The organism is Boseongicola sp., from assembly GCF_057460485.1.
The window spans coordinates 1-11799 of record NZ_JBVCWP010000107.1 but is presented as its reverse complement, the minus strand read 5'-3'; the positions used below and the strand labels follow the sequence as shown (position 1 = coordinate 11799).

General features: G+C 56.1%; 13 protein-coding genes and 1 pseudogene. 7 read left to right on the top strand and 7 right to left on the bottom strand.

All coding sequences use genetic code 11. The annotated features are described in order from the left end of the window. The 4 genes and pseudogenes from AC221Y_RS13015 to AC221Y_RS13000 form a co-directional block, all read left to right on the top strand. Positions 1-401 (top strand): annotated as a pseudogene (locus AC221Y_RS13015) (cation:proton antiporter); the annotation flags it as partial. 9 nt (positions 402-410) lie between these two features. Continuing rightward, on the top strand, positions 411-692 hold the full coding sequence (locus tag AC221Y_RS13010) for a PhzF family phenazine biosynthesis isomerase (RefSeq protein WP_486707474.1): 282 nt from the start codon (positions 411-413) through the stop codon (positions 690-692). Then, a complete protein-coding gene (locus AC221Y_RS13005) occupies positions 689-1264 on the top strand; it encodes a PhzF family phenazine biosynthesis protein (protein WP_486707472.1) in 576 nt (191 codons plus the stop codon). Before AC221Y_RS13010 ends, AC221Y_RS13005 begins: the two co-directional genes overlap by 4 nt. 63 nt (positions 1265-1327) lie before the next feature. Then, positions 1328-1741 (top strand): Fur family transcriptional regulator, encoded by a 414-nt coding sequence (locus AC221Y_RS13000; protein ID WP_299758408.1) that lies wholly within the window; start codon positions 1328-1330, stop codon positions 1739-1741. Here the strand turns inward: AC221Y_RS13000 and AC221Y_RS12995 are convergent. The 5 genes from AC221Y_RS12995 to AC221Y_RS12975 form a co-directional block, all read right to left on the bottom strand. Beyond that, complete coding sequence (locus AC221Y_RS12995) at positions 1738-2049, bottom strand: hypothetical protein (protein WP_486707471.1); 312 nt, start codon at positions 2047-2049, stop codon at positions 1738-1740. The genes AC221Y_RS13000 and AC221Y_RS12995 overlap by 4 nt on opposite strands. Positions 2050-2160: 111 nt before the next feature. Then, positions 2161-3369 (bottom strand): beta-ketoacyl-[acyl-carrier-protein] synthase family protein, encoded by a 1209-nt coding sequence (locus AC221Y_RS12990; protein ID WP_486707470.1) that lies wholly within the window; start codon positions 3367-3369, stop codon positions 2161-2163. Beyond that, complete coding sequence (locus AC221Y_RS12985) at positions 3370-3636, bottom strand: acyl carrier protein (RefSeq protein WP_299758413.1); 267 nt, start codon at positions 3634-3636, stop codon at positions 3370-3372. A gap of 32 nt (positions 3637-3668) precedes the next feature. Beyond that, positions 3669-4760, bottom strand: coding sequence for a UDP-3-O-(3-hydroxymyristoyl)glucosamine N-acyltransferase (gene lpxD, locus AC221Y_RS12980; RefSeq protein WP_486707469.1), 1092 nt, complete (start codon positions 4758-4760; stop codon positions 3669-3671). Positions 4761-4785: 25 nt separating this feature from the next. Further along, positions 4786-6339, bottom strand: a complete 1554-nt coding sequence (locus tag AC221Y_RS12975; RefSeq protein WP_486707468.1) for a L,D-transpeptidase family protein — start codon at positions 6337-6339, stop codon at positions 4786-4788. Positions 6340-6698: 359 nt separating this feature from the next. Between AC221Y_RS12975 and mepK the strand changes: the two genes are divergently transcribed. Together mepK and AC221Y_RS12965 are read left to right on the top strand one after the other, a co-directional pair. Further along, entirely contained in the window at positions 6699-7268 is a 570-nt protein-coding gene (gene mepK, locus AC221Y_RS12970) for a peptidoglycan L,D-endopeptidase MepK (protein WP_299758419.1), read from the top strand. Positions 7269-7416: 148 nt separating this feature from the next. Then, the gene (locus AC221Y_RS12965; protein WP_486707467.1) at positions 7417-8658 is read left to right on the top strand and encodes an NAD(P)/FAD-dependent oxidoreductase; all 1242 of its coding nucleotides are present in this window, start codon (positions 7417-7419) and stop codon (positions 8656-8658) included. 102 nt (positions 8659-8760) lie between these two features. Here the strand turns inward: AC221Y_RS12965 and AC221Y_RS12960 are convergent, their stop codons facing one another. Both AC221Y_RS12960 and AC221Y_RS12955 read right to left on the bottom strand, forming a co-directional pair. Further along, the gene (locus AC221Y_RS12960) at positions 8761-9501 is read right to left on the bottom strand and encodes a sulfite exporter TauE/SafE family protein (protein WP_486707466.1); all 741 of its coding nucleotides are present in this window, start codon (positions 9499-9501) and stop codon (positions 8761-8763) included. A 101-nt stretch (positions 9502-9602) separates the two neighbouring features. Then, complete coding sequence (locus tag AC221Y_RS12955) at positions 9603-10769, bottom strand: MFS transporter (RefSeq protein ID WP_486707465.1); 1167 nt, start codon at positions 10767-10769, stop codon at positions 9603-9605. A gap of 134 nt (positions 10770-10903) precedes the next feature. On the opposite strand from AC221Y_RS12955, the gene AC221Y_RS12950 reads away from it, so the two are divergent. Further along, a partial coding sequence (locus AC221Y_RS12950; RefSeq protein ID WP_486707473.1) for a thiolase family protein occupies positions 10904-11799 on the top strand: 896 nt, incomplete at its 3' end.

Here is an 11799-nt window from a genome sequence, read left to right as displayed (position 1 = left end):
ACGTTGATGCCTTCTGGAAACTCATCGACGAAATCCTGAACGCCGTTTTGTTTCTTCTTATTGGCATCGAGGTTTTTGCCGTCACCTTTACCCTGGACATTGCGCTGGCTGGCGTCGCAGCCATCGCGCTCGCGCTTTTCGCACGCCTCATCGCCGTTGCCGTGCCAGTCCTGATCCTGCGCCCGTTTCGGACATTTTCGCCCGGCGTGATTCCGATCATGACCTGGGGCGGGCTGAAGGGCGGCATCTCGGTTGCACTTGCATTGTCGCTGCCGGAAGGCGAATGGAAACCTCTGATCCTTGCCCTCACCTACATCGTGGTGATCTTCTCAATCGTCATTCAAGGTCTTACGGTCGCGCGTCTCGCCAACCGTCTGGGCCGGGAACCCGATCTGGTCTAACGCTTTAATATCAATGACTATCATGTCTATGACGTATTCACCGACGCGCCCTTCAGTGGTAACCTGCTATCCGCCATCCCCGACGCCAGCGCCCTGCACGAGAGCCAGCTTCTTCTCATAGCCCGCAAAATTAACTTCTCGGAAACCACGTTTGCCTATCCAACCAAAAACCCCAAAGGCACCGCAAAAGTACGCATTTTCACTCCCGCTACCGAGCTAGCATTCGCAGACCATCCCACCATCGGCAGCGCATCGCTCTGTGCGATCTCAGGCGCGCAGGCCCCGAAATGATCCTCGGCCTTGGCATCGACCCGATCCTCGTCACAGTCACTGGAAGCGGAACACGGTTTACCACCCGTGTTCCGCTTGCTACCGCGCGTGCGCAATCAATGAGTGCCCTCGCTACCTGCATCGGTCTGCCCGTTGAAGCAATCCGCACCGATCACCACGCGCCCATTACCGGCGGTCTCGACACCGATTTCGTCCTTGTGGAACTTGCTGTCCAAACCATTGTCGCCAAGGCCAGGTCCCGCGCCGATACTTTTTGGGAAACCGAATGTCCCGGGACCGGTCGCCTTGCAACTCTGATCTATATCCGCGATGGCTTCGACATCCGCGCCCGCGTGCTTCAGCACCTGGGTGGCATCCCAGAAGACCCCGCCACAGGAAGTACGGCCGCCGTCCTCACCGCATATCGCGGCCAGATCGACGGCCTATCTGCCACCTTCCACATCACCCAAGGCGCCGAGATGAGTAGACCAAGCAAAGTCACCACAGAGGTCGCGGCCGAAAACGCCGTTTCGACCGCAGTATCCGTCGAAGGTCAAGACATCCGCATCATGGAGGGAGGCCTCACGCTCTGACGGGCTTTTCCTTCCGCGTCGCTTCGCCTAGAAAGAAAGTCCGACAAGGGACTGCAACACACCATGACCGACACGATCATCGACCGCTGCGAAGCCAAGGGCCTGCGCCTAACCGAACAGCGTCGCACCATCGCCGCAGTCCTTGAGGAGGCCGACGACCACCCTGACGTCGAGGAGCTTTACGCCCGCGCCAGTGCCGTCGATCCGCGGATTTCGCTTGCAACGGTCTACCGCACCGTCAAACTGTTTGAAGAAGCGGGCATACTTGAGCGCCTCGATTTTCGAGACGGTCGCGCACGCTATGAAGACGCTGATCGTGATCACCACGACCACCTGATCGACCTGCATTCAGGCGAAGTCATCGAATTCGTAGACGTCGAAATCGAAGCCCTTCAGGAAAAGATCGCAGAGAAGCTCGGCTATGACCTTAAAGGTCACCGACTTGAACTGTACGCCGTACCGCTCAAAAAGCGTTAAAACAGCGCACCACGCCGCGCCGCGAGCCACCGCTGCTCGTCCAGGCTGCGTGACAATTCAATTGCGCGGCACAAAGCGGCAGACGCCCCGTCCACATTCCCGCACAGACGCAAGACCTCTGCGCGTGCCGCGTGAAAGGGCCGGTAGCCGTCCAATTCGTCCGAAAGCGCGTCAAACTTGGCCAAAGCGGCGCGCAGAGCTTCGGCCTCCACCAGGGCACACCGATTAAGCCGCACCAAGACTGTCGGCTGAAACGCCAACAACCGGTCATAAAGAAGCACAATCTGCCGCCAATCTGTCGTCCCCACTTCATTCGCTCCCACCGCAGTGCTTGAATGGGCATAAGCGCCTCCTGTCGTCGGTGTCGACATAAAGACGCGCGAGGTCTTGCAGATTTCGGCAAAACTTCAAAAAGTATTTTAGATTTTCTTCAAGGCCAGCACAGCGTTCAGCCCGCCAAAAGCAAACGCATTCGACAGCGCATATTTCACCTTTGCTTCGCGCGCCTCGTTCGGCACGACATCCAATGCACACTCCGGATCAGGTTCCTGATATCCGATTGTCGGTGCGACAATTCCGTCTTTCAACGCCATGACTACGGCCAATAACTCGACCGCGCCGGTACCGCCGATCAGATGCCCATGCATAGATTTCGTCGATGAAATCATAACCTTGTCCGCATGGCGTCCAAACACATTGGCAACGGCCGCACATTCGGTCTTGTCGTTCGCCGCCGTTCCGGTGCCATGTGCATTGATGTATTCAACTTCGCTCGCATCAATCCTCGCGTCGCGCAGTGCACCGGCTATGGCGCGAGACGCCCCCTGTTGCGATGGCATAACAATATCCGAAGCATCCGCGGTCATCGAGAATCCGACAATTTCGCAAAGAATTTTCGCGCCGCGCGCTTTGGCATGCTCGTATTCCTCGAACACGAAAACGCCCGCGCCCTCGCCTTGCACCATTCCATTTCGGTTGGCCGAAAAAGGCCGGCAGGCATCGCGTGACATCACACGCAAGCCCTCCCATGCCTTCACACCGCCAAAGCATAGCATAGATTCCGAACCACCCGTGATCATCGCGCGCGCAGCACCATTGCGCACCAGCCAAAACGCCTGACCCATCGCATGGTTCGACGAGGCACAAGCCGTCGCAACCGTAAACGACGGCCCCTTCAGGTTCCAGGTCATCGACACATGGCTGGCTGCGGCATTGTTCATCAACTTTGGCACAATGAACGGATGAACGCGATTTTTGCCCTCTTCATAGACCGCCCGGTAGTTCTCGTCCTGAGTGGTCAGGCCGCCGCCACTGGTGCCCAAAACCACACCTGCTTCAGCCGAAAGATCATCCGCAAACTCAAGCCCCGACTGCTCAATCGCCTCTTTCGCGGCAATCATTGTGAACTGCGTGAACCGATCGTAAAGCGCCTGTTGTTGCCGATTGAACCGATCATCAGCGGCATAGTCCTTTACCTGCCCACCGATCTTGATCGAAAGCCGGTCAACATCACGAATATCCAAAGGCCCTATCCCGCACCGACCCTCGCGCATGGCTTCAAAGGTGGCGGCAACTGAATGGCCAAGCGGGTTGATCGTCCCCGCTCCGGTGATTACCACGCGGCGCATTCAGTCCTTCTGCTCGGCAATAAGCGCTTCAACGGCCGCAACAATCGTGGCCACAGAAGAAATATCAAACTCGGACTTGTCAGGCTCGTTTGCATTGAACGGTACAGTAATATCGAACTCTTCCTCGATTGCGAAGATCGCTTCGACCAAAGCCATGCTATCGATGCTCAAATCCTCGAGCGTTTGATCCAACGATACATCCGACGGCGCAAGCAACGCTTGTTCAGCGACAATACGAACCACCCGGTCTTTGACACTCTCAATCATTGATTTCCTGCCCTTCGAGACGTGTCGGTTATTTAGTCATCCTTGTCATCGCTTAAAACAGCTTTCTTTAGCGCCTTTACGTCATCTATCAGGCGCGGCAATCGCCGCCAGTTCCGTCCGGCCTCAAGATACTGTTCCATCTTCATCGCAGGATAACCAAGAATGACGCGGCCAGCCGGGACTTTCGACATTATTTTCGTCGCCCCGCCAGCCACCACATCGTCACCTACAAAGATGTTGTCTGACACACCAACCTGCCCACCAAGCACGACGCGATTGCCGATCTTCGTCGACCCGGCGATACCCACCTGGCCACACAACAGCGTGTCATTACCAACCGATACATTATGCCCCAGATGCACAAGATTATCGAGCTTTGTGCGATCCCCGATGGTTGTCGCGCGGATCGTGCCCCTATCAATTGTGGAATTCGCACCAATCTCGACATCGTCGCCGATATGCACCGTGCCAATCGAGTGAATGCGCGTCCAGCTTTGGTTAACGGCTTCGGTTTTTGCGCCAAGCGAGGCCCGCGCTTCCTCGACCCGGCTTTTTTCTGGAGTGACAAAACTGAACCCGTCCGCGCCGATAACTACGCCCGGCTGGCAAATAAACCGATCGCCGATCGTGACCCGTGCGCCAATCCGTGCGCCGGAATGGATCACGGCATCCGACCCTATTTCGGTGTCTTCTGCAATTGACACATGCGAGGCAATGCGCGCGCTAGCACCGATTTTCACGCGGGGCCCGACAACAACCAACGGACCCACCGCAGCGCTCGCGCCAATAACAGCCGTCGCGTGTACAACCGCCGACGGGTGGATGCCCAATGCAATTTCTGGCCCGCGATCAAGCAATGCCGTCAGCCCGGACATCGCATACCGCGGCCGCGGCACTACGATTGCAGCCTCAAGTCCAAGCGCACGCCAATCTGCCCCATCCCAAAGGATTGCAGCCCGCGCGGCACCCTCAGAAAGCCCTTCAGCGTATTTTGGGTCCATCGCTAAAGCGAGGTCATTCGCACGCGCCGAAGCAGGCTCCGAAGCGCCAGTGATCACTATATCACCATCGCCAAAGGCCTCCGCCCCAAGCGCGGTTGCGACTTCAAAAACAGTAAAGCTCATGCGCCGCCCCTTTCAGGGCGTAGAATTAGCCGCGAACCGAACTTAACACCACCCCGGCATTGCTCAATGCACGCCAGATCTTGAGGTCCCGTCCATAGACATCGCCGCGAAACTGAATGTTGCCTTTGGCCTGGGTAAAGGCTGTTCGATACACCAGATGCACAGGTACTGGCTCTTTCAGTGTCACAAAGCTTTCCGTGCGCGTAGCAAGGGTTGCTTTGAAAAAGCCTTGGGGATCGCGCTCCTGCTTTGCCAAAAGCTGATAGGCAAAATCGAACGGATCGTTCAGACGCACACATCCATGACTAAAAGCCCGCTTTTCGCGGCCAAACAGTCGTTTTGCCGGCGTGTCATGCAAGTAGATGTTGTAGCGATTAGGGAACATAAACTTCACAAGCCCAAGCGCATTGCCCTGGCTTGGTGGCTCTTTAAGATCGTAGGGGAAATTCGTCTCATCGTACTCCGCGAAATCCATCTCGGCGCGCGACACAATCTGCCCTCGAACATCGATGATATTCAAGTTTGAAACAGCGAACGGATCTTCCTTCAAAAGCGGAAGATACTCCTTTGTCGCAATCGAACGTGGCACATTCCAGGTCGGATTAATAACCATATGATCCATCACGTCCGAGAATTCCGGCGTGCGCCGCTCGGCGATATTTGCCCCAACCACCGAGCGTGTCTGGAACGTGATCTTGCCGTTGTCGACGATGCGCGCGTGAAAGTCTGTAAGGTTTACCCAGATATGCCGCTTGCCAAGCGGCATATTGATCCATCGCTCACGCTCCATCGCAACAACTATCTGGCTCAGGCGCGTGGAGGCTGTGGTGTTGATCGCCTCCATTGTGTTCGCCCCGGCAACACCATCGTTGAGCAACCCGTGGTCAGATTGGAAGGCTTTCACCGCCGCAACCATCGCATTGTCATAGGAATTCGTGGGAGTACGTGACAAATACCCCATCGCGATCAGACGATTGCGCATTTGCAAAACGGAATTGTTAGACGCACCCGGCTTCAACGATTTCGCCGCAACCTTGTCACCCCAACCACCGCGGCCGATGAGCTTTTCAAAGCGCATCTTCTCTTTCATCAATCGCGCGTATTCCGGGCTTTTCGGCGGTAGCGCTTTTAAAAAACCCTTCGCGGATGACTTGTGAAACGCCGCCAAAGTCGCCTTTCGCGGACGCATTGGAACTTCACGGACAAGACCCTCGTCCACCCGAGCGGGAGTCAGAATGCCAGTTTGCACATCACGCGCATAGTCAAGGAACACGCGGCTCAACTCGACCTCAAGTGCGCCACGCTGGCGATCGGTTCGCGCCGCGCGCATGGCGGTTGAGATTTCGTCGGGTCGGTACAGATCAAGTGGCAGCCCGTGCGCCGAAGCGTTTCCAAGGGCGGCCAGAAAGGCTTCGCGACGTTTTTTGTCGCCGCGTGCAGCACTTGTCCAAATCGGTTTGTAGCCGATTTCTTTGTAGAACGCCGCGATGTCGCGATCCTGCGCAGCAGCCTCGGCAACGGCCTGCTTAAAAGCAAGGCTCTGCGCACTTGCCGGATGTGCCACAATAAGTGGCGCCATCAAGAAACCTAAAAATACGCAAATCGAAAGTCTTCTAATAGTCGTCATGGCAGCATTCAATCTTTACAGTGTTGTTACCCGATCCCCTTGCCTGTCTCGGTAAATGCTGTGTCGTTGTCCATTCACAATGCTGTAGATCTGGTAAATTTGGGGTTTTTGACTCGATCAAAGAGGCAAATGGGTCACTCCGAACAGATCGATTTTTAAGCAGAATTCCGCCGATTTTTACGAATTGTTTCACTTTGCAATGTATGACTGTTTCCTCAACGAAGCGATCGTGGCATAGAAAAGTTGCCTGGGGATGGGCACCTGCCGTCGGTTTGACCGATGGGACCAAAGACGGGACGCAGTAGGCAACGATGACAAAGACACACTCGATGGGAATATCCAGACGCGGCCTTCTAGGCGCGTTCGCCGCAACAGCCGTAACAGCAGCACCCACCTTCGCCAACGCGTTTTCTTTTTTGCGTGGAGCCGGTGATATACGCCGCATTCGACTTCATTCGGGCCGCACCGGCGAAAGTATCGACACGATCTACTGGATCGAAGGCGATTATATCCCTGAAGCATTGGCCGAGGTGAACCATTTCATGCGCGACTGGCGCACTGATGGCATCAAGAAGATCGACAGACGTGCAGTCGACATCATTGCAGCCTCTCACAATATGCTCGAGGCCGACTCGCCGTTCCTTATGCTCTCCGGTTACCGCTCTCCGAAAACCAACGCGATGTTGCGTTCGCGCTCAAGCGCGGTCGCACGCAACTCTCTGCACATGCAGGGACAAGCCGCCGACCTGCGCCTTAACGGTCGCTCGGTTGCACAAATCTCGCGCGCCGCAATTTCTTGTTCGGCGGGCGGCGTTGGTAAATACTCACGCTCAAACTTTGTACATATGGACTGTGGTCCAGTTCGGATCTGGGGCCGCTAAGAAGCCCAAATTTCTAACTGAACTGGTCCGCTTTGTCGGGCCTTTTTCTTTGGTGTGCACCAAAATTTGGCTCACAGCAGTTCACAAAGATTGAACGCTTCTAAATGCTATGGTTACGGTAGACGAAACCGCTTCGGAGCCAGATACCATGCCGTCTGCAGACGCCAAGACCAAGAACGGCTACCCAAAAATTCCACGACAAAACAGTTACGATGTCGTCATCATCGGCGGTGCGATCATGGGATCATCCACCGCATGGTGGCTAACCGAAAGCCCCGATTTCAACGGCTCGATCCTTGTGGTGGAACGCGATCCTACAATCGAAAAAGCCTCGACGGCTCACACTAATTCTTGTATCCGGCAGCAGTTTTCCACAGAACTGAACGTGCGCATCTCGCAATTTGGCGCTGACTTCATCAACAACGTCCGTGACCGTATGGGTGGTGATGAGCGTGTACCTAACCTCAAAATTCAGTCGTTCGGCTACCTCTATCTTGCAGACACAGATGGTTTTGCCGACACCCTTCGCACAAGCCAAAAAGTGCAACTCGCCTGCGGAGCCGCCACCGAACTCCTCACCGCAGAGGCGATCAAATTGCGTTATCCGTTCTACAACGTCGATGACATCATCCTCGGTTCAATCAATCGTGTGAACGAAGGCTACTGGGACGGTGCGACCGTTTTCTCCTGGTGGAGACGCCAGGCCATCGAGCGCGGCGTTGACTATATCGGCAACGAAGTCGTCGCGATCACCAAGAACCCGAACGGAACCCGCGTCGACGGCGTAACACTCGCATCCGGCGAGACAATCTCCTGCGGCCAGCTCGTAAATGCTTCGGGCCCCCGCGCCGCGCGCACGGCCGCCATGATAGGCGTCGACCTACCGATTGAACCCCGCAAACGGTACTCGTGGGTCTTCAAGGCCCAACACCCTATAGATCAGGACCTACCCCTTACCATCGACCCCTCCGGCGTCCATGTGCGTGAAAACGGAGGCGGCACCTACCAATGCGGTGGCCACACTGCCATCGACCCGGCGGTCGACGTCGACGACTTCGACATGGATCACGCGATCTGGCAGGATCACATCTGGCCCACCATAGCCACGCGCATCCCACAGTTCGAGGCCGTCAAAGTCATCTCCGAATGGACTGGGCATTATTCGATGAACGTCTTTGATCATAACGCAATCATCGGTCCGCACCCCGAGATCGGGAATTTCGTATTCCTGAACGGATTTTCCGGCCACGGCTTGCAGCAATCGCCCGCGATGGGACGTGGAACGGCCGAATGGCTCACCTACGGCGCCTACCAGAACCTTGACCTCAGCCCGTTTCACTTCGAGCGGATTGTAAACAATGCACCCTACCTAGAACGTGCGATCATTTAGTCTTTGTGCGGGTACGATACTGGACCGCGCAAACTTGTGTGACCCGGCCCAAAAGACCACCCCACACAAGTCAAAGGAACGCGCCTTGATACTTTCAGTCGTTCAGCCAATCGCATCCCAAAGCAATTTGAGCGCAATAACCGCAAGCAACAGCAGGATCGCTCGGTCAAACGCCTCTTTCGAAAGATACCGCGCGCTCCAGGCACCAATCGATATTCCCAAGAACAACGGAACAACGGCCAAAGCCGCCAACCCAGCCCTCTCCCAATTCAGTATTCCAAGGGCCACCAAGGTCGGCACTTGAAGCACAGACATCAACAGGAAAAACACCGATATCGTCCCAATGAAGTCCACCCGCGGCAGACGTAGAGCATTGAGGAACGACACGGAAACCGGCGCCGATAGTCCGCCCGCCCCCTGCATGACACCCCCCACAAATCCGAGTATCGGCCCAAATCGACGTCCCTGTTCGCGCGTCATCTGCCAGTTTGGAGTTGAAATCCGCAATCCGATATAAAGAAAAACCACAGCCGCCATCGAAGCCATCAGAACCTCGGTCGGCAAGGTCGCCAGCAACACCGATCCAGGCACGACCCCAATCGCGGCCGTCGCCGCATGCGTCCAGGCAAAGCGACGATCAGTGATCTCGTGATAGAACGTCTTCGCCTGCCAAGAGTTCGACACGATATTCAGCACCGAAAAGATAGCCACCGCCATCGGTACGTCGAAGACCACAGCCAAAACCGGCACCCCAACCAAGGGTGCGCCAGCCCCGGTCGCGCCCTTTAGCACACCTCCGGCAGCGATCCCGCAAAAGGCGAGTGTGATCAGCGTTGCATCCATTGCCCCGGTATCCGCTGCTACCCCTTCAACGTCCAGTCCAAACGATAGAAAACCGATACCTTGTCGGCATCCCGGGTTATCCGCTTACTTCTCCTATCCTCTTACCGCGTCGTCATAACATCCATGCGATCAACCTGCCTTTTCAAAAGCAAAATCGACACGGCGCTAAGAGACGTTGCAAGCAATGAAAGTACCAATGCATCTCTAAAACCCCCTGTTGCATCGAAGATAGCACCCCCAATCCAAGGTGCGATGAAGCCGGCAATACCCCAGGCGGTAAAGATAAACGCGAAAAGGGCGGCGAACCGATCTGGACCAAAAATGGATTGCGTGGCCGATGGCACTGCCGAGGCCATCACTCCGTATCCAAGCGCCACCAGACAAAGCCCCACCCCAAGTTCAATTCCGCCGCCGCCCAAAAGCGTCAATAGTAATCCAAGCCCACTGATACTCACCGCTGAGGCAAGCCCGATTAGCGGTGACCGACAACGATTGACCCATGCAACCGACAGCCGTCCAAGCGTGTTTCCCAAAGCTATGCCGCCAAGCGCCGCTGTCGAAAGGAAAAGAGAAACTTGTGCTGCGTCCAATATCCGTGCGGCAAGTCCAAGCACCATCAAGCCAGAAAAAGACCCAAAGGCGAAGAGTGCCCATAAAAGAAAGAGGATCGTCCGCGGAGCTTTTGGGCTGGGGACCACCTCAGCTACACCCGGAAAGGCGTCAACGTTCGCTTTGTTTTCTGTTGCGAAAACCAGCAGTACGCTTGATGCCAAAAGCGAAAGGATGAGCGCCCAAAGACCGTCCAGCCCCCAACCGGCGTCGTCAAGAACCCGCCATAACGGTCCAAAAACTGCTCCGCCAAGCCCAAATCCTGCAACCATGACCGGAGTCGCAATCCGAAAGTGCTCAGACCGTGCTGCGATGCTTAGGGCCGTGATATAGATCGCCCCACTCATGCCGCCGAATCCGAAACTGAACCCAGTGACAAACATCCAATAGGTATCGGCGCGCACCGCGATCACCAAAAACGCCACAGCGCCCAACCCGAACCCGATAAGACACCGCACCGCCGAGGCACGCTGAAGTAGATAGGGCGCAAAGATAACTGCCAGAGTGAAGCAAACGACAGCATACGAGAAAACCAGACCCGTCTCGGCCGTCGAAACGCCAAATGCCTTAGCAAGCGGCAATCCCAGCGCACTCCAGCCATAAAGACCGCCCGCAGCGGCGCAAACTAGCCATACCGGAAAAAGCCTTAGGACGTTCAAGACCAGGTTCCCTGTTGTGGAGACAGCCTGGCCCAGAAATTCCTTGGGCCAACCTGCAGAACAAACTTGTACCTACAAATATGTTAAGTCAATATATCTCAGCAGGCGTGTCGGTAAAGGAATGACAGGTGACCATGACGCCCTCCGCTCAGGCAGTTGTAAGTGGCGCGGCTTTGACTCCCTTCGACCGCCGAAAAGATGGCACCGGATTCCGTGACTGGTCGCGGGACGCCTTCAATGCGGCGCTGGTGATGTCGACGCTTGAACCACAAGACCTCGACGCAATCATTGTCGCATCGGAAAGCGATTTCTTTTCCCTGCAACTGAACCCCGCTTCAATTCTGGCGACCGACCTTGGATTGACAGGCTGCGCGGCAATGCGTTGCGAGGGCGGCGGCGCTTCCGGGCAAGTCGCAGTGCATGCCGCGGTTGACGCAATCGCATCGGGGCGGATGCGGCACGTTCTGGTCATCGGCGTGGATCCCTCCGCCTCAAGCCTATCAGGCGATGCCATGCGCGGCCTCTACGGACATTCATTTGACACATGGAGCGATGGACTGACCGGCGTCACATCCACCGCGCTCTACGCACTGTCCTATAAGGCCTTTGCAGTAGAATTTGGCACCACCGAAGAAGATCTCGCCACCGTTACCATTCAAAACCGCGCAAACGCGCTCCAAAATCCGAATGCACACCTGAAACGCGCAGATACCGCCGACCAAATAAGCCAAAGCCCACTTGTCGCCAGCCCTTACCGAAAGCTCCATTGCTCCCCCCTAAGCGACGGCGCAGCCGCCCTTATCCTGTCACACGTCAACGCAGCACCCGCCGCGCGAAAACACGCCCCCCGCATCGCAGGTATTGGGGCTGCAACGGATCACATGCACATCGGAGCAAGGGCAAAGCCCGGAAATTTCAGCGCAAAAACCAGCGCCATGCTAAGAGCCACCCGCATGGCCGGTATCACGCCGGATGATGTAGGATTGGCCGAGGTTTATGACGCCTACGCAGGCGCGCAACTTCAGGCTTT

What these genes read in the sequence shown, in the direction of transcription:
- AC221Y_RS13005 (WP_486707472.1), top strand. Translation starts at nt 689, where the DNA reads ATGATCCTCGGCCTTGGCATCGACCCGATCCTCGTCACAGTCACTGGA.
- AC221Y_RS12960 (WP_486707466.1), bottom strand. Translation starts at nt 9,501, where the DNA reads ATGGATGCAACGCTGATCACACTCGCCTTTTGCGGGATCGCTGCCGGA.
- lpxD (WP_486707469.1), bottom strand. Translation starts at nt 4,760, where the DNA reads ATGAGCTTTACTGTTTTTGAAGTCGCAACCGCGCTTGGGGCGGAGGCC.
- AC221Y_RS13000 (WP_299758408.1), top strand. Translation starts at nt 1,328, where the DNA reads ATGACCGACACGATCATCGACCGCTGCGAAGCCAAGGGCCTGCGCCTA.
- AC221Y_RS12975 (WP_486707468.1), bottom strand. Translation starts at nt 6,339, where the DNA reads ATGGCGCCACTTATTGTGGCACATCCGGCAAGTGCGCAGAGCCTTGCT.
- mepK (WP_299758419.1), top strand. Translation starts at nt 6,699, where the DNA reads ATGACAAAGACACACTCGATGGGAATATCCAGACGCGGCCTTCTAGGC.
- AC221Y_RS12990 (WP_486707470.1), bottom strand. Translation starts at nt 3,369, where the DNA reads ATGCGCCGCGTGGTAATCACCGGAGCGGGGACGATCAACCCGCTTGGC.
- AC221Y_RS12985 (WP_299758413.1), bottom strand. Translation starts at nt 3,636, where the DNA reads ATGATTGAGAGTGTCAAAGACCGGGTGGTTCGTATTGTCGCTGAACAA.
- AC221Y_RS12965 (WP_486707467.1), top strand. Translation starts at nt 7,417, where the DNA reads ATGCCGTCTGCAGACGCCAAGACCAAGAACGGCTACCCAAAAATTCCA.